Annotated in this window: 13 protein-coding genes; 6 read left to right on the top strand and 7 right to left on the bottom strand. The window is 72.2% G+C overall.

All coding sequences use genetic code 11. From position 1 onward, the window contains the following. Positions 1-61 precede the first annotated feature (61 nt). Complete coding sequence (locus ACWY4P_RS27310; protein ID WP_456202980.1) at positions 62-361, top strand: hypothetical protein; 300 nt, start codon at positions 62-64, stop codon at positions 359-361. A 107-nt stretch (positions 362-468) separates the two neighbouring features. On the opposite strand, the gene ACWY4P_RS27305 is transcribed toward ACWY4P_RS27310, so the two are convergent. From ACWY4P_RS27305 to ACWY4P_RS27280, 6 genes are all read right to left on the bottom strand, one after another. Continuing rightward, positions 469-3459: a hypothetical protein gene (locus ACWY4P_RS27305; RefSeq protein WP_456202979.1), complete on the bottom strand. Its 2991-nt coding sequence runs from the start codon at positions 3457-3459 to the stop codon at positions 469-471. A 162-nt stretch (positions 3460-3621) separates the two neighbouring features. Continuing rightward, a complete protein-coding gene (locus ACWY4P_RS27300) occupies positions 3622-3744 on the bottom strand; it encodes a hypothetical protein (RefSeq protein WP_456202978.1) in 123 nt (40 codons plus the stop codon). A 243-nt stretch (positions 3745-3987) separates the two neighbouring features. Then, positions 3988-5463 carry a hypothetical protein gene (locus ACWY4P_RS27295; RefSeq protein WP_456202977.1) on the bottom strand — a complete coding sequence of 492 codons (1476 nt, stop codon included), beginning with the start codon at positions 5461-5463 and terminating at the stop codon, positions 3988-3990. Positions 5464-5528: 65 nt separating this feature from the next. Beyond that, entirely contained in the window at positions 5529-7103 is a 1575-nt protein-coding gene (locus tag ACWY4P_RS27290) for a hypothetical protein (protein ID WP_456202976.1), read from the bottom strand. Next, complete coding sequence (locus ACWY4P_RS27285) at positions 7078-7842, bottom strand: hypothetical protein (protein ID WP_456202975.1); 765 nt, start codon at positions 7840-7842, stop codon at positions 7078-7080. Before ACWY4P_RS27285 ends, ACWY4P_RS27290 begins: the two co-directional genes overlap by 26 nt. After that, entirely contained in the window at positions 7839-8537 is a 699-nt protein-coding gene (locus ACWY4P_RS27280; RefSeq protein ID WP_456202974.1) for a hypothetical protein, read from the bottom strand. The genes ACWY4P_RS27285 and ACWY4P_RS27280 overlap by 4 nt, the downstream gene beginning before the upstream one ends. Positions 8538-8907: 370 nt before the next feature. Here ACWY4P_RS27280 and ACWY4P_RS27275 point away from each other — a divergent pair, with 370 nt between their 5' ends. After that, positions 8908-9615, top strand: a complete 708-nt coding sequence (locus ACWY4P_RS27275; RefSeq protein WP_456202973.1) for a 4Fe-4S cluster-binding domain-containing protein — start codon at positions 8908-8910, stop codon at positions 9613-9615. Positions 9616-9637: 22 nt separating this feature from the next. On the opposite strand, the gene ACWY4P_RS27270 is transcribed toward ACWY4P_RS27275, so the two are convergent. Next, positions 9638-10780 carry a macro domain-containing protein gene (locus ACWY4P_RS27270; protein ID WP_456202972.1) on the bottom strand — a complete coding sequence of 381 codons (1143 nt, stop codon included), beginning with the start codon at positions 10778-10780 and terminating at the stop codon, positions 9638-9640. Positions 10781-10936: 156 nt separating this feature from the next. Here ACWY4P_RS27270 and ACWY4P_RS27265 point away from each other — a divergent pair, with 156 nt between their 5' ends. The 4 genes from ACWY4P_RS27265 (at position 10937) to ACWY4P_RS27250 (ending at position 17953) form a co-directional block, all read left to right on the top strand. Next, complete coding sequence (locus tag ACWY4P_RS27265) at positions 10937-13516, top strand: serine/threonine-protein kinase (RefSeq protein WP_456202971.1); 2580 nt, start codon at positions 10937-10939, stop codon at positions 13514-13516. After that, the gene (locus ACWY4P_RS27260; RefSeq protein WP_456202970.1) at positions 13513-15153 is read left to right on the top strand and encodes a hypothetical protein; all 1641 of its coding nucleotides are present in this window, start codon (positions 13513-13515) and stop codon (positions 15151-15153) included. Before ACWY4P_RS27265 ends, ACWY4P_RS27260 begins: the two co-directional genes overlap by 4 nt. After that, on the top strand, positions 15153-17249 hold the full coding sequence (locus ACWY4P_RS27255; protein WP_456202969.1) for an AAA family ATPase: 2097 nt from the start codon (positions 15153-15155) through the stop codon (positions 17247-17249). The genes ACWY4P_RS27260 and ACWY4P_RS27255 overlap by 1 nt, the downstream gene beginning before the upstream one ends. Before the next feature lie 173 nt (positions 17250-17422). Beyond that, positions 17423-17953: an FHA domain-containing protein gene (locus ACWY4P_RS27250; protein ID WP_456202968.1), complete on the top strand. Its 531-nt coding sequence runs from the start codon at positions 17423-17425 to the stop codon at positions 17951-17953. Positions 17954-17961: the final 8 nt, after the last annotated feature.

Genomic DNA, 17961 nt, shown 5'->3' with positions numbered 1-17961 from the left:
TCTGTGTCTCATATCCACCGCAAAGTCACTGGGAGCACTTCGCCAGATCGGATGATCAACCATGGCAGATGGACCCTGGCACGCCGAATGGACGTTCATCAGCAGATCCGGCGTCACCACAGGAACAGTCGACCGTGCGCGGTATTTCGATATCCGCACGGCCGTATTCAAGGCAGCCGACAAGTCGCTACGAGATCTGTCCCACGGGGGAACCACTGACAGAGACGAGCCCTGGAAACTCCTCGTCGGAGCCCTGTACTCCGAAGCAATGCTGTCCGCCGACGAAACCGGCACATGGCACTACGAGAGCCCGGACGGCTGGGCGAACGTCACCATTCGCTTCACCCCCGTAACGGCTTGACCGACGAATCAGCCCGTCCTCTGGGGCAGTGGTGATCATCGATGGAACTGCGGTGAGCTGGTTTCAGAGGTCGAAGATGCAGCGAAGCAGTGTGATCCACGCGAGGATTACCAGGGCTGCGACGTGTGGCCGTCGGCGGTGAGACCGTACCGCAACATTTTCTCCCAGTCGGGGTCCCACCGCTTGCGCAGTTCCGCGAGCTGGGTCAGTGCCTCGCCGTAACCCGCATCGGCGGCAGCCCGGTAAAGACGGTCGGCGTCCTCTAATCTCCCTCTGTCGGCGCGCAGTCGAGCGAGCGCGGAGAACGCTTCGACATGACCGGCGTGCGCCGCCTTTCGGGTGAGCTCGTCCGCCGCCTCGTAGTCCTCGGCCTCTTCCTTCAAGCGGGCCAGCTCGCCCAGCGCCCGGGTCTCTCCGAGCTCGGCCGAGAGACCGTACAGACGCTCCGCGTCGTTACGTCTCCCGGTCCCCTCCCGCAGTCGGGCCAGTTGGGTCACCACCTGGCTGCCGCTGGCCGAGGCCAAGCGCTCCGCCCCCTCGCTGTCGCCGCCGGCCTCTCTGCGCAGGACGAATTCGTTGAGCGCGAGGCTGTGGCCGGCCTGAGCGGCGCGGAGCACGAGACGTTCGGCCCCCTCCTTGTCGCCGGCCTCTTCCCGCAACCGGGCGAGCAGCACGAGCGCCCCGGTGTTGCCCGCGCGCTGAGCGGTTTCCGCCAGGCGCTCCGCACCCTGCCGGTCGCGGGTCTTCTCCCGCAGCCACACCAGCTCGAGCAGGGCGAAGGTGCTCCCGGCGTCAGCGGCGCGGCAGGCCATGCTCTCGGCCTCCTCGCTGTCCCCGGCCTCCTCCCGCAGCAGAGCCAGGGCGGCCAGCGCATCGGTGCTGCCCTTCTTGGCCGCGGTGCGGTACAGACGCAGCGCTCCCTCCGCGTCCCCCGCCTTGTCCCGCAGCCGGGCCAGCTCGGTCAGGGCGGTCGTGCTGCCCTGGTGCACAGCCGCGCGAAGGAGTCGTTCCGCCCCGTCGCTGTCGCCTGCCCTCCTGCGCAACCGGGCCTGCTCGGCCAGGGCGAACCTGCTGCCGGACCGAGTGGCGAGGTCCAGCAGGCGCTCCGCGCTCCCGCTGTCACCGGCCTGTTCCCTCGTCCTGGCCAGGATGACCGCCGGGCGGACCTTGCCCCGCGCGACGGCGGCCCGCACCAGGTGCTCGGCCCCGTCGCCGTCGCCGGCCTTCTCCCGCACGCGCACCAGCTCGGACAGGGCGTATGTGCTGCCGACTCGGTTCAGAGCCAGGAAGGCGGCCTCTTCGGCTCCCTCTCGGTCGCCCGCCCCCTCCCTGGACCGGGCCAGCTCGGCGAACGTATTGATCTCGCCCCTGGCCGCGGCGTTCCGCATCAGACGCTCCGCGTTCTTGTCGTCGCCGGCCGCCTGACGCAGTCTGGCCAGCCGGATCAGGGCGGTGGTGTCGCCCTGACGGGCCGCGTCGTTGGCCAGGTCCTCGGCTTTCCCCGGGTACCCCAGGATCTCCCGCAGCCGGACGAGCTCCCACCGCGCCCGCCCATCGGCTTCCCAGGCGGCTTCGTAGAGTTCGCGCGCCCGCTCGGCGTCTCCCGTGCCTTCCACAAGCCGTGCCAGGTCGGGGCGCAGGTCGGTGTTGCCGGCCGCGACGGCCTTTTCGTAAAGGATCGTGGCGACCCGCAGCCGCCCCCGTGACTCCGCCGCGCGAGCCAGCGCGGCGCGATCCTCATGGCCGTAGCAGTGCCGGACCGCTGCCTCCCAGAAGGAAGCCGGCGGGCACAGCAGCCGACGCTCCAGGCGGCCCTGCTGTTCCAGATAGTCGGCGAGCCGGTACGCCGGTTCTTCGACGTCGTCCCCTTTGTTGGAGATCTTCGTCAGCGGGCCCAGGACCCCGTGGCACGGCTTGCCGCAGAACCTCAGGGCCACGTCCAGCCAGTCGTCTCCGAGCCATCCCAGCTCACGGTCGGTGAGATAGCCCTCGGCAGCCTCCGCGAGCAGCGCACGGGGCATCGCCGGGCCATGCCCGAGCCGCCGATAGTCCATGGCCGCGTGGATCAGCGCCATCGCGCCGGGGGGCGCACAACGGTAGCGGGACATCAGCCTCGGGACACCGGCGAGGAACTGTGTGATCTCCCCCTCCGCGGCGCCGACGAGGGCGCTGGCCAGGCGGGAGTCGCTTTCCGCCTTCTGGCGCGCCTGCCGCATGTCGCTGTCGGTGAACGCCTTCGGCACCACGATGTACTGGCCGGTCCCCGTGAGCAGTTTGCGCTGCTGCTCGAACGGGTCGTCGGAACCTGTGGCGGAAGGGGCCGTCAGCGGGTCCCAGAATCGTGGCCACATGGTGGCGAGGACCAGCAACGGGCTGCGACGCCGGTCGCGGAGCGCCGTTCGCAGTGCGGCGGTGATCCGCTCGGCGGTCTTCGTGTCCGGAGTGAGGAGGTAGTGCTGGGCCTCATTGAGCCAGATCACGGTTCGTGGGCCGACTTCCCCGATGTGATCGAGGGCGGCATCGGGGCGCGTCGGATCGTAGGGGTGCCACACTCGCCATCCTTCGGGGAGCCGGCGCAGCGCCTCCCAGCAGGCGCGGGTCTTCCCCGTCGAGGACTCCCCGATCAGCGTGACGAGCAGGCTCTCACCCCGTACCGCCCGCTCCACGGCCTCGCTCAGCGCGACATCGTGATCCCGCTCGACGTAGATCGGGAGCGTGGGCAGCGACTCCTGGCCGGGCACGGTGATGGCACGGTGCACTTCCAGGGCGAACGGATCGAGGTCCCCCACCAGGGCCCCGAGAGTCTTTGCCAGCCGCGCGGCGACCCACATGTCCTTGACCCGGGTCGCTACGCCGTGGGCGTCCTGGCCCGCTTTGCGCGCCAGCAGCACGGCGACCGAGACGACGTCTTCCTGCCCCGCCAGCACTTCTTCCGAGCCGATGATCCGGTGGACGGTGGCCTTCGAAGGGCTGCCGCTGAAGGTGTCGTCGTTCTCGATCTCAGTGGCTATGTGCTGTACGGGGGGTGTCCCAGCCTCCACATAGAGCTGGTAGACGTAGTCCTTCAACTCACGCAGTTCCGCTGGGGTTACGAACACGGGCCGCGGGATGCATCGCTGGCTGCCCTGCCGCGGACTACTCCTGTGACCGGCCATTGAAGCATCCTTGCGCATCGGAAGCGACTTCACACACAAAGTGACGGCGGCTCGCGCCTCGCGAAATATGCCGACGTATGGCCCGCGACAGCACGCCGGGCGTGTTCACGGCAACAGCCCCTTCATGACCTCGCTGGTGGCCGCTCCGGCGATGGCAGAGATGAGACTGCCGATCATGATTCCCAGCAGGGCCAGTCGCTCGCGACGGCTCAGTGATCGTCGGGGCATGGCGGATCTCCCGTCCACAGGTGTCCAACCGGTGGGTTCCCGGCCTGACAGCCACCTTCCCGGACGGCAAATCGCCGTGGACGAGTTGAGACGAGGCGGCGGCGCGTCGTCCTGTTCGCTCAGGTGGGGCTGGCGGGCTCGGGCCGTCCTGAAGAACGCTGAGACGAGAAGAACGCTGAGACGAGCCCCCGTGGCCAACATGTGCACCGCCGCGGCCTCGGGGGCCACCGGCCGCGACCGGCCTCAGCGCGTCGGGCGCGTACGGCCGCGACGGGCGCCCCGACCCCGGCTTCCCTGGCCGGGCTGGTCGGTGCGCGGGGTCACGCCCAGGCCCTTGAGGCGTTCGAAGTCCGCCGCGTCGATCTTCTCCAGGACCTCCAGCTGCCGCTCCAGCGCATCGGACTGCGAGCCGAAGTCGTCGTGTCTGCGCAGCGCGTTCGCGGTGGTGACGTGGTAGCGGGCGAGGGCGACCTTCAGGCTGCGGCTCTCCAGGACCATCCGGTAGATCGTCTCCTCCGCCAGGGCGTCCTGTACGGACCGGACGGGCCGGGTGAAGAAGAGCGTGACGATCTGCCCGGCGCCGAGGGCGCCGAGGACGGCGGGGCTCTGCCAGCCGACCCGGCCCGGGAAGACGACGCCGAGGAGGGAGAGCAGGAGAGCGGTCAGCAGCAGACAGGTGCCCAGGCCCAGCAGGAACTTGCTGGCGAAGCCGACGGTGCGCTGGGCCTGTCTGAGGCGTTCGGAGGTCTGGATGCGGTAGTCGCGCAGCCGGGCGTCCTCGTAGGAGAGGATGCCCTGCTTGTCCTGGATGTACGAGGAGTAGCCGGCGAACTCCGCGTCCCCGCCCCGGGACAGCCGGCGGTCGTCGTCCGGGCGGGAGCCGAGGAAGCGGGCCAGTTCCGCGAGCCCGGTCATCACCTCGGTGCGCAGCACGCGCTGGCAGAAGTCCAGGGCGGTCAGATGGCGTTCCAGGGTGCGGCTGGCGGTGAGGGCGTCGGAGACGACGAGCTGCCGGACGTCGTAGCGGGAACGGATGCCGGTCAGCAGGAGCTGGATCTTGATGTCGGTGAGCACGCCGATCACGACGACATGGGTCGTCTCGTGCCGGCCGTCGGCCAGGAGCTCGTCCAGCAGCGCGGCCAGCGGGGAGGCCTCGCGGTGGCCGGGGCCGGAGCCGGAGCTGGGGCCGGCACTGGGGCTGCGGCCGGGGCCGGGTGGGTGTGCGGGGGTGTCCTGGAAGTCGTAGAGGGTGTTGGAGCGCACGTGGTGGACGCGCAGCCTGCCGCCCCAGCCGTCCTCGGCACCCCCGGGAGGCGGCGGCTCCGGGGCCAGCAGGTCGGTGAGGCCGTCGACGTACGCCGCTCCCCAGGTGTCGGCTTCGCAGTGCGCGCCGTACTGCCTGCGTTCGAGGTCGTACGCCTCCCCCGGGACATGCCAGTCGCGGACGTTGATCAGGTGGAGCACCCCGTCCCCGTGGCCGCGCATGCGGGAGCCGACGGTGGCGTCGAGGAAGCGGGCGAGGGGCGAGTGGCGCAGTTCCGCCTCGGGCAGGACCCGGCGGTGGCCCTCCGTGCGGAAGGTCTCACCGCCCTCGCTGTCCAGCAGCAGTTTGGAGACCGCGCTCTCCGGCAGCGACAACTGACAGTCCAGATTGAGGAAGAAGTCGTTCTGCAGGCACTGCGTGATGAGGATGTACTGCTCCGCGCCCGCCGGCTCCATGCGTCACCCCCGTCGGTCCTTGCGTGCGTTCCTTGCGTGCGTACGTACTGGCGTGCGGGACGCCGTCACATGTGCGGCAGCAGCGGCCACTGCCGGGACAGCCGCATGGCGGCCTCGGTGACCGCGGCATCCGCGGACTGCACGGCCAAGCCGTCCAGATAGGCGTGGGCCGCGGCCTCGTACAGGTCGTCGACGGCGTAGAGGCGGGCCTCATGGGCCGCGCGACGCGCTTCGGCGCGGGTGTCCAGGGTGGCCTCGGCCTCCTTGGCGCGCTCGGCGCCGGCGGTGTCCGCCTCGGTCTCCCTCTCCAGCTCGCTCAGCCGCTCGGCGTTGGTCCGGTACGCCGCGAGGTACGGGTGCTCCTCGCCCAGCCCGATCAGGAAGGCGATCCCGCCGGAGAGCAGCAGCAGCGCGATGAACATCAAGGAGACGCTGTGCGGGTCCAGGTTCAAGGACTCGATGAGGCTCGGCTGGTTGGCGACGCTGTCCCTCACCTCCTTGGGCACATCGGGCGGCAGATCCAGCGGAGGCTCCTCCTTGAACGCCACCTTGGCCCGCAGATCGCCCAGCGCCCAGGCGCCGTACGCCCACACGCCGATCAGCGCGAGGGCGGGCACGGCGGCCAGCCGGACCGCGCCGGTCGCGGAGCGCCTGCGCAGGATCCAGCCCGCGATGTGCGGGGCGAGGATCATCGCCACGGCGACGGCCACCATGAGGCTGTAGGAGAGCAGATTGGCGAACGGCCCGACGCCGTGCAGATTCTCGAACACGGAGTAGTAGACGGGCAGTTCCACCACGATCAGCAGGACCAGCACGCCGATCTTCATCCAGCGCGGCATACCGGGGCGCGCCGCCGCGCCCTCCCAGGCCGCCCTGGTGGACAGGGCCCGGTCGACCCCGTCGGCGTCCTGCGCCGCCGGGTCGCGCTCGGACACGGCCTGCCAGCGGGCATGGTCCCGGGCGGTGTCCGGCCCGTCCTCGCGGCGCTGCGCGGTGGCGCCGGGGGCGGTCCCATCGCTGCCGTTGGTGCCACTGGTCCCGTCAGTGCCGTCGGTGCCGTTGGCGCCGTCGGCGGGCAACCGGGCGCGCAGCCAGCGCCGTTCGAAGCCGCCCCGCACGGTGTCGCGGAAGTTCTGCCACCGGTCGGCCCGCCGGGCCAGACGGTCCAGCTGGGCGGTGGTGGCCCGCTGCCGCTGCTCCAGCGCGGCACGCCGCTGCTGCGCCCGCGTCAGCCGCTCGGTGGCGGCGGTGGCGGCCGCACGCACGCGCCCGGCCTCCAGCGCGCCGTCCTCCTCGGCCCGCGCCGCCTCCTCGGCGAGCCGGTGTCTGACGCGGTCGCGCAGGCTGGCCAGTTCGGCGAAGTACGGGACCCGGTCCGGGCTGCCCAGCACCCAGGGGTCGAAGACCTTCCGGGCGCCGGCCGCCGCGCCGTGCTTACGGGCCCGGTCGAGGAGCCAGGCGCTGTCGCGGGCGCGGATGACGTCCGGCTCGACGGGCTCCGGCTGCGGCAGGGATCCGTCGGGGAAGTGGCGCGCGCCCGCACGGCCCGCGCGGCGCCCGCGGTCGGCGTCGGGCCTGCGGCGGCGCAGTCGCCGCCGCGGCGGCTCCTCGTCGTCACTGGCGATATGTGGTGTGGACACGTGCCTTGACCCTCCCCTCCAGGAGCTCGGTCCAGAAGTCGTCGAACTGCCCGTAGCGGGAGGTGTCGGTGTGGTACTTCATGCCGTAGCCCACCGGGTAGATGTCGGCGCCGGACAGGTCCGGCTTGCCGTGGGACTTCAGGAAGCCGTCGATGACCTTCGTGCGGCTCGCGTCGGTGGACAGGTCCTGCCGCCCCAACCGGAAGTCGGGGTCGCCCTGGTCGAAGTCGCTCACCACGAACACGTCGAACGAGGCGTCGTCGCCCGACGGCTTGGTCAGCGCGATGCGCGACAGCCCGCCGAGCACATCGGAGCCGGGCTCCTGCTCCTGGGCGCAGCGCAGCAGCTTGAGGGCGCTGGAGAGGGCGACCGCGCGCATGGCCGTGCGGGTCCGGTCGCGGTCGGCCGTCTTCGAGCCGTCCGGGTCCAAATCGAGTGGGCTGACCTGGCACTTGGAGGCCTGGGAGACCTTGGTGATCGGGGCGAAGGACGTCCTGCGGCACTCGCGGTCCTTCAGGAACCTGTCCAGCGTCGCCTTGAGCTTGGCCTCCGCGTCGAAGCCGGTCTTGGTGGCGTCCGCCGAACCCGAGCCGTCGACCACGACGCCGCACGCCTGGGAGTAGCGCTTCGGTTCGTTGGACACCGCGTCGCAGGCCGTGGCGGCCGCCACCAGGGCGAGCAGGAGCGAGGCGGCGGGCAGCGCGCGCCGCAGACCCGAGGAGAGGTTGTGGACGGTCATCGTGCGGTCCTCCCGTCGGCGCGGTCGGCGTTCTGCCGTTCGAGTATCTGGAGCGCCCGGGACGTGGCCGTCTGGGCGCGTTCGTCGTCGGCCAGCAGCCAGACGTCGGGCTGGTGCCAGGAGCCGTCCAGCTCCACCCGGCCGGGCAGCCAGTCCGCGGGCAGTCGCCGGGGCAGCCGGGCGAGGTGGGGGTGGGACCCGCGCACCCCGTCCCAGTAGCAGGCGAGTTGCTGGTTGGCGTGGTCGACGACGGCTTGGGCGTGCGACCGGCATCGGTCGACGCTGGTGCGCCACTCGCCCACCCAGTGGCCGTATCGGGCGAGGGCGGCGGGCCTGGGATCCTGGCGGACGTCGTACTGGGTGACGACGCGCACCGACTCGGCGCGCACCCGGCTGACGAGGGCGTGTTCGCGCCCGATCAGGGAGGCGCGCAACTGCTCCGTGGCCCGGCGTGCGGTGGCCCTCACCTCCATGACGTACGGGGTGACCAGCAGTTGCGGGTCCGGCGGCTCGAGGGGTGGGGACACCGGCACGTCGTAGCCCTGTCCCCCGGGTGGCGAGGTGGCCTCGGGGAGGGGGAGGTGGGGAACACCCCGGTCGCCGTCGCGCTTGCCCCGCCATTTGGCCCTGACGCGCGCGGTGGGGCCGAGTCTCCCCCGGCGCACGACGCGGTTGACGCTATCGGATGTGATCATGGAAATGCTTTCTCCCCCGATTTTCCTCGAGCCGAATTCCGCTCCCGTCCGCCCCATCGCGGAAAGCAGCATTCCGCTTCGTCTCGCAGAGCCGCTCGATCGCGGATTCGAATATCTGTCGGACCGTAGTGGTAACGATGTACCCGGGAACGCTCCCCGTACGGCCCGCCCCTGAAAACGCCCAGAAGCCGACCGGAGAACACCCCCATATGCGCCTGACGCCGGGTCATACTGGAATGGTTCCGCAGCCGTCATGTCATTGATCATGGAATTCGGAACAGGGCCGCCCGAGGAAGCGTGCGGAATGCCTGAGTAAGTACGGGGAAGTGCGGGGAAGTGCGGGGAAGCGCGAGGAAAGGGAGACGGGCCGGTGGACAACGCCCCAGGGTGCCGGGAGCCTGTGCTCCGGATCAGCCAGACGCACTTCCCGGTGGAGACGTTGGGCCCAGGACGGCGGCTCGGCATCTGGCTACAGGGGTGCGGGCTGGCCTGCCCCGGCTGCATGTCACGGAACACCTGGGATCCGCGCGGCGGCACGGTGCGCCCGGTGTCGTCCCTGCTCGCACTGTGGCGCGCGGCGTTGGCGCGAGGCGCCGACGGGCTGACGGTCAGCGGCGGGGAGCCGCTCGACCAGCCGGCCGGCCTTCTTGCCCTGCTGGGCGGTGCGGCGGAGGCTCGCGCGGAGGCGGTGGCGGCGGGCGGCCCGGCGGCCGGGCGCGAGATCGACTTCCTCCTTTACACGGGATACGAGGAGCGGGAAGTGGAGCACGACGCGGCGCGCTCCGCCGCCGTCCGCCACGCCGACGTGGTGGTGACCGGACGCTTCCAGGCGGCCGAGCCCACCGAGTTGGTGTGGCGCGGCTCGGCGAACCAGCGCATGCTGCCGCGTACGGCACTGGGGCGGGCCCGCTACCAGGCGCATCTGGCCCGGACGGCGGGTGGACCCCGTCTGCAAGTGGTCGAGGGGGAAGGCGATGTGCGGCTCTACGGAGTGCCGCGGCGCGGCGAACTGGCGGCGCTGGAGCGCGGGTTGCGGCGCTCGGGAATCCGGCTCACCGGCGTCAGCTGGCGGCCCTGAGCGGTCCCGGCGGTCTCAGTTGTCACAGCGCGCCGACGGCCTCGGCTATCTCCCGGCTCCGCACCACCAGATGCACCCGCCAGCGGGCGTCCCGGGCCAGTTCGTCGCGGATCGCCCAGCGCAGCCAGGTCGCGCTGACCGCGGGCGCCAGGCCGCCCCGGCCGGCGCCGAGCAGCGGGAAGCAGATGGACGACAGGGCGGGCTCATATCGGTCACGCTCCGCCCGGGCCAGCGCGAAACAGGCGCCGACCGCACGGGCGATGCTCTCCGGGCTGACGCGATACGTATCGTCCTGCGGCATGGCCACCGCGGCGTGGTAGATGCGCCGGACGCCGCGCGCGGCGAGCGCCCCGGCCGAGGTGGGCACCACCGTGCCCGGCCGGACCGGCAGGCCCGGGCGTCCGTGGGCGCGCAGCCAGGCGGCGAGTTCGCGCGCGAGCACGTCGTCGATGATCTCCCCGGCGGGGTCGCGTACGGCGGCGGCCAGCCGCAGCGCGCCGGACACCGTCGTGGGACGGAAGGTCTTGGACATCTCCAGGTAGACGTTCTCCGAGGAGACCAACACCTGGATGTCCCGCAGCAGTTCGATGGGCGACACATGCAAGGTGACCGTGCTACGCGCGTCCACCGGCACGCTGTCGACCCGCAGCGGCGGCTCTTGGCCATGCTGGTCGCCGCTGCCGCCGCTGCCGCCGCTGTCGCCGGCCGGTCCGCTTCGCCGGGCTGGAAGTCGGGTTTGCCCGCCCGGGAAGGGCGGCGGCTCCCGCAGGACGGTCAGCACGGCCTCGGCGAGCTGCTGGATCACCTCCGACTCCTGGTGCCTTCGGAACCGGTCGGGGGTGACTCCGTACACCTCGGCGGCCGTCTTGCGGCGGTCGTGGGCGGGGGCGCCCCGGCGGTCGGGGAGCAGTCCGAAGGTGTGGGCCGCGGCCCGGCCGAGCAGGTCCTTCTCGCCGAGCCGCCGGACGGCCTCCTTGAGCAGCGCCTCGATACCGGCCGGGGCGTCGTCGGGGCCCTCGCAGAAGCCGCCCGCCACGGCCGCCGCACGCAGCGCCGGGCGATCGGTTCTGCGCAGGTCTGCCAATCCGGGCCTGCGGATGTTTTTGAGTTCGTCCAGGAGTTGATCGTATGTGGGCAGGTCTGATGACAGTGGCTCCTGACTCATGGTCACCAGGCTAGCGATCGGCCGTGAAGGAGGAAATCGCCCCCGTCATGGCCGGGCCGCTCTTTGCAATTCCCGCCACAGGGGAACACGTTTCCGATTCCTCGCACTGCCGCTTTCTTGATCCACGACCTCCGACATCGTCCGCACGCATACGAGGTGACCGCTGTGACCCATCCGCACGAGGAACCGCCGGCCACGGAATACGAGGAAGAGGAGAAGGCAGCGGCAGAGGAATACGAGGAACCCCGGGAACACGACGGGCGGGAGGCGCACGGCGAGCACGACCAGCGGGAGGCACACGGCGAACACGGCGGACACCCGGAAGCCGGGCACGGCGGGCTTCCGGAAGACGACGCCGGGCCGCCGCCCACCGAACACGAGGAGCCGCCCCCGGCCGGGGTCACCGACGCCGCCGGTCCCACCGAGGACGAAATCCCCGCGGCGGCGCCCGCGCAGGTCGCGCACGGGGGTCGCGACCTGCGCGGGGACACCGGGGCACTGCCCGCCTCGCTGCGTGCCCGGTTCCGTCTGCTGGCCGTGTTGCGCCGCCCCGAGCAGCCGCACCAGGCGGGCGTCTACCGCGTCAAGGACGACCGCGGCACCCACATCCTCAAGTGGTACCACCGCGGCCACGGCCCGGACCGCCAGGTGTGGGAGCTGCTGAGCGACCGGCCGCGCCGCCACCTCACCCACGTCACCGAGACCGACGACACCGGGGCGGACGGCCATCCGTACGACCTGGCACCGTCCTACGGCGAGACCGACCTGGCCAGATATCTGAAGGACAACCCGGGCCCCGTCGCCCCGGCGTTCATCCACACCCTCGTACGGCAGTTGCACGAGGCCCTCACGACCCTGCACGAACTGGACATCGTGCACCGGGACATCAGCCCGGCCAACATCGTGTTCGGCAGCCTGGACCCGGCCGCCCCGGACCTCGTCCTCGTCGACTTCGGCGTCTCCGCGTACGAGCCCGCCGAGCGCTACACCCGGGACGAGCGCTGGGTCGGCACGGCCCTCTACATGTCCCCGCAGGCGTCGCTGCGCAACCAGCTCATCCACCCGCCCGCCGACTGGTGGTCCCTCGGGATGATCGTCGCCGAGATGGCCGGCGGACGGCACCCCGTCCGGTTCACCGACAACGACTTCGTCCGGGAGGAGATCAGCTCCCGCGCACCGGATCTTTCGCTGGTCACCGACCACCGCCTGCGCCTGCTGTGCATGGGGCTGCTCACCCGCGACCCCGACCACCGCTGGGGCGGCGACGAGGTGGCGCAGTGGCTGGTGGGCGGCTCGCCCCTGATCGCCCCCCAGGAGCCGGGCGCCGCCCCCGGGGCCTCGGACCCGGCCGGGGCCCCGGACGTCGAGCCGTTTGCCTTCCTCGGCGAGGAGTACACCAGGCCCAAGCAGCTGGCCAGGGCCTTCAGCGAGAACTGGCGGCAGGCCCGGCGGGCCCTGGGGGGCCGCCGGGGCAGAGCGGAATTCGTCCGCTGGCTGCGTCAGTTCGAGGGCGCGCCGGGCCGCGACGCCGACGAACTGGCGGCGCTGCTCGGCCTCCTGGAGCCGCCCCCCTATGCGGTTCCGCCGCGTGATCCCGCCCCGGCCACGCTGGTCCGCCTGATCTCCTGGCTCGGCCCCACCCTGGACGCCTCCTACCGCGGGGTGCCGCTCGACCGCCAGGGGCTGGGCGAGCTGCTGCGGGCGGCCGAGCGCGGCGACGACTTCGCCCTCTCCGTCGTCGAGGATTTTCGGGACCACACCCTCCTGCCGCTGCTGGACTCACGCCCCGGCGGCGAAGGGCTCGCCGAGGTGCAGCAGCGGTGGCTGACGGCCCGCTCCCGCTGGGGGCACACCGTCGCCGAGGTGGTCGAGGAATCCCCCTGGCTGCGCGGTGCGCGCGCCGAGGTCCGCTCCGCCACCCGGCTCGACCGCCCCCGGCTCGCCGCCCTCCTCTCGCTCGCGTCCGCCCCCGACGCGCACCGGCGCCGGCTCGCGGAGCGGGCTGCCCGCACCCTGGCCGAGCTGCCGCAGCCGGTGGCCTGGTACGAGCGGCTGGTGCGCGACCCCGAAGACCTGGTGCGGGCGCAGTTGGCCGAGTGGCTGTCGGCGCTGGCCGCGCAGGAGTCGTGGCAGTCACAGAGCCGGCTCGACACCGAGCGCGCCGTCCTCCGCCAGGCGCGGGACCTGGACGTCGCCTCGCGGTGGGTGAGCAGACAGGACAGGCTGCCCACGCTCGGCTGGGCCCTCGGCGGGGCCCTCGCCCTCGTCTTCCCGTGGATCTTCGTGATCGGCCTGAGTGATCTGGTGGGACGGCCGGGGCAGCAGACCGTGGTGATGGCGTGGATGCTGGCCGTCCCGGGGGCCGCGGCCGTCCTGGCCCTGGAGTTGTGGGCGGCATACCGCATCGGCAGCCCCGGCTACCACCCGGACCGTTCGCTGGCCGGGCTGGTGATCGACCGCTCTCTGCCCGTCGCCCGGTTCCTGCGGCGCCCCGGCTCGCGCTTCCCTGTCCAGAGCCTGCTGATCCTCCCGCCGCTCGTCCTGCTGTGGCTCACCATGGTCTACGCCGCGTGGGTGTGGCCGGTGGCCACGGTCGCCGCCCTCGCGGGCTGGACCTGGTACCGGCTGCGCAGCTGGCGCCGCCACTTGGCCGAGCTGCGCGGCCGGGACGACCGGGCCCACCCCGGCGGCCCGACGGTGGTGGCCGCCGCGCACAGGACGGGAAATGTCGCATGAGTTCAGGAGCGGCCATTCCCAGCATCGACGATGTGATCCCGGACGTGTCCTTCCCGCAGCCCCCGGCCGCCGACGCGTTCCAGCACACCGTCACCACCGTCCAGGACCCCGCCCAGACCGCCGTTCAGAACACCGGGCTGCCGGACAACATCAGCATGCCCATCGACATCAACACACACATCGGCCAGCAGGCCGTCGACGCCGCCCAGCAGGCCACCGGCCATGCGCTCGACGCCGCCATGGACCAGCTGCACGACATGGTGGTGCCCGCCCTGATCGGCCTGGGCTCGCTCAGCGGGGCCCTGCTCGTCGGCCGCGCCGCCATGGCCGGCGGTCAGGTGCTCGCGGCCGCCGCCATCCGGGCCGCGGAGGACCAGGCCCGGCTGCGGCAGCGGCAGACGGAGGCCCGCCAGGCCGCCGAGTGCTGGCGGCAAGCCGCGTTCGCCGCGGTCCGGGCCAACGCCCGCATCGAGACGCTGCGCGCGCGAATCCAGCGGGCGCCCACGCCCCCCGGACACGACGGGCCGCCGGGCCCCCTCCCCGACCTGCCGCCGCCGCTGGCCTTGGTCGGCAGGAACCTGGACCAGGTGTGGAAGCAACTGGCCGACACCGACCGCCGGCTGCGCTGTGCCGAAGCCGCGTACGCGCGGGCGACGATGGAGGCCGCCGCACGTCCGCACCCCGATGGCACCGACACCGGCTGGCACGCCACGCTGCGCGCCCGGCGCCGCCGCGCGCTGGAGGCGTACGAGGAGGCCGCCACCGAAGCCGAGGCGCGGGCCTCGGCCCCGGAGCCGCCGCGAACCGCCTCGACGGCGGCGCTCAGCGAGGAGGAGGTGCTGCGCCTGGGCTCCGACCTGCTGGCCATGCTCCCGCGGAACGTGTCGGTGGAGGACTACCGGCTGGTGGAGGAGATGGTCACCATCGCGGCAGAGGAGGCCGCCTCTCGGGGGCCCAAGGCCGCCAAGCGGCATCTGCGTCAGGCCACCCACTTCGCCGAGCGGTACACGCGCGAGGCCGAGCAGCGGCAGGAGACCGAGGAATGGGCGGCCCAGCAGCTCGTCTTTCTCCGGGACACCACGCCCGACGCCGCCGTCCCGTTGCCCGACGCCTCGGCGGAGATCGCGCTCCTGGAGGGATTCCTGTACAAGGACGGCAGGCTGGAGGAGGCCGAGCGCGTCCGCGTCGAGGCGCGCGTCGGTGAGCGGGTCGACGCGTACCAGCGCGTGTACGCCGTGGAGGTGATCCGCGCGGCAGTCCGGCGCTCGGAGCCCGAGACCGCCGCGTACTCCGCGTCCGGGGCGGTCCAGGTGATCGAGTGGACCCCGCCGGGCTGGGGCGATGAGCACTGGCTCCGGATCAGCGTGGACGCCACGGGCGCCCAGGTCTCCACCATGCACCGCGAGCGCGACCCTGCCGAGGAGACCGACGACGACCGCGTCCTGGACTGGCAGCGCTGCGGCCAGGCCCCCGAGCACCTGCGGGCGCTGCGGGAGTTGGCCGCACGGGCCGGTCTCAAAGTCCCGTTCGAGTTCGACGAGCCACCCGAGCGGCCAGTCCCGCACACCAGGGATTGGTCCACCCGTGACCACCGCACCGAACCCCACGTCCGCTACCGCGACCCGGAGGCCCAGTGATGACCGACGCGGCGACATCGCCCGGCCGCCGGGACAGCAGGCTCCCGGCCTTCGCCGAGGAACTGGTCGGCACCCTCAGCGTCCACTCCCAGTACGTGCTGCACGGCAACATCCGGGACGTCCACCTCGTCCGCCACGACAAGGACCCCGACGACGGCGGCGCGGAGCGGCAGTACGACGCCCACCACACCATCACCGAGGTCCTGTGGAACGCCCTCTGGGAGGAGGGCTACGAGGCACTGATCCGCTTCGACATCGCGGACGGGTTCTCCGTCGTCGCGGGTCCCGCGGCCGAGCAGGTCCGCGAGCTGCTGCACGGGCGGGACGCCGCCCCCAGACCCCGGCGCACCCAGCGCACGGACACGCCCGCCCAGCTGGCCGACGCGGAAGAGACGCTGCGCTCGATCGTCACCGGCTGGAAGCAGCAGACGCAAGCGCAGAAGAAGACGCCCGACGGCCGGCCACGCCCGGACGGGCCCCAGCGTCAGCGCCCGTACCGGGCCGTCCTTTTGATCGACTACGCCGCCCGCATCCCCACCGACATCACCCGGCTCAGCGACCCGGAGCGGGACTTCTTCCTCAGGAGCCTGAAGCTCGCCGAGGACGCGCGGCCGATCCCGGTCCCGGGCAGCGGACGGAAGCTGTTCAACCCCGTGATCTGGCTCGCCGACGGGGAACGGGACCTGCCCACCTGGCTGGTGGCCGGCAGCGAGCGGGTCCGTACGATCGGCCTCCCGCTGCCCGACCTGGGCAGCAGGCGCCGCATGGCCACGCTGCTCGCGGAGGAACACGTCGCCAAGTCCGGTCACGGGGATGGGGACGGGGACGGGGACAGAGACGGGCAGGTGCGACTCGACAAGGAACAGCCGGCCGCGGAGCGGCCGCCGGACGAACACGACATCGACACCTTCGCGCGGGCCACCGCCGGGCTGACGCTGCGCGCCATGCGGGAGAGCGCCCACATGGCGCTGGACCGCGGGCTGTCGTTCGCCGAGATGCGGGACGCGGTGCGCGTCTACCAGCTCGGTGTCAAGGACAACCCCTGGCAGGCGGAGTACGTGCGCGAGCAGATCAGGAAGGGCGAGGCGTACATCCGCTCGCGGGTGAAGGGCCAGGAGAAGGCGGTCGGCAAGACGCTGGACATCCTCAAGCGCGCCGCCCTCGGCCTGTCCGGCGCCCAGGCCTCCCACCCCGGCAGCCGTCCGCGCGGTGTGCTCTTCTTCGCGGGGCCGACCGGCACCGGAAAGACGGAGCTGGCCAAGTCGGTGGCCACGGTGCTGTTCGGCACCGAGGACGCCTGTCTGCGCTTCGACATGAGCGAGTTCTCCGCCCCGCACTCGGTGGACCGGCTGCTCGGCGCTCCCCCGGGATACGTGGGCTACGAGGCAGGCGGCGAGCTGACCACGGCGGTGCGCAACGACCCCTTCCGGGTCGTGCTGTTCGACGAGATCGACAAGGCCGACAAGGGCGTGCTCGACAAGTTCCTCCAGGTGCTGGAGGACGGCCGGCTCACGGACGGGCAGGGGGTCACCACGTACTTCAGCGAGTGCGTGCTGATCTTCACCTCCAACCTCGGGGTCAGGAAGCGGACCGGCGAGGGCCGACGCGAGGGGCGGGTGGCCGAGCCCGGCATGCCGTACCACCAGCTGGAAGAGATCATCCTGACCAACGTCAAGGAGCACTTCGTCGAGGAGATCGGCCGCCCGGAGCTGATGAACCGGCTCGGCGGCAATGTGGTGGTCTTCGACTACATCGACGCCAAGGTGGCCGCCGAGATCTTCGACTCGCAGGTGGGCAATATCCAGCGGGTGCTGCGGGAGGAGCAGGGGGTGCACCTGAGACTCTCCGACGACGCGCAACGGGCGCTGTCCGCCTACTGCACGGCCGACGTCGAGAACGGCGGCCGGGGCATCGGCATGCTGCTGGAGACGCACCTGATCAACCCGCTGGCGCGGGCGCTGTTCGACCAGGAGGCACTCTCGGGCACGGCGGTCACCGTCACCGGCGTACAACCGGCCGAGGACGGGACGGTGGCCCTGGACCTGCGGGTGGCAGGGGCGGGGGGCGCGGCCTCCGGCGCCGGTGGCGGCCGGTGAGCGGCGGGGCCGCTCCGGCGGGCTGGTGGCACGAGGGCGAGGAGGAGGAAGAGCAGGAGGCGGCGGCGGAAGGGACGGAAAAGGTAAGGGAGGTACGGGAGGCGGGGGAGGCCCAGGAACCACAGAGGCCGGAGCCGGAGCCGCCTGCCGGGCGTGGGCGAACGTGGGTGCCCGTGCCATCGCCCGAACCGGAGCCCGAGCCGCAGGCCGACCCCCCGCAGGTGCCCGGCCCGGCGGACACCGGCCCGGCGGACACCCGCCCGGACGGGATCCAGGTGTCCGCCCCCTGCTGGAACTGCCGCGCGCCGGTCGCCCCCCGGGACCCCCGCTGCGCGTCCTGCGACAGCACGCGCACCCATGTACTGCTGGTCTGCTCCCAGCCCTGTCTGGAGCTCAGACACGGCCCCGGCCCACCGCTGAACCTGGGCCGTCACCCCACCTGGGCGCCACGGACCGCAGCCGACTTCGCCGACTGGAGGAAGGTCTCCCGGCGCCACGCGTCGATCACGGTGGAGCCGGACGGGCGCGCCTGGGCCGAGGAGCCGCCCGAGGGCAGCCACAACGGCACGTTCGTCAACGGCGCCAAGCTCATGCCGGGCGTCCGCACCCCGCTGCGCGACGGCGACCAGCTCCGGCTCGGCCTGCGGATCAGCATCGCCGTACGGCTGTACGGGCCGGAGCCGCCGAGGCCCGGCACCGGCTGACCCGGGCC

This window comes from Streptomyces sp. LZ34, from assembly GCF_053890475.1.
The sequence above is the reverse complement of the archived record's forward strand: the minus strand, read 5'-3'. Positions and strand labels throughout refer to the sequence as shown.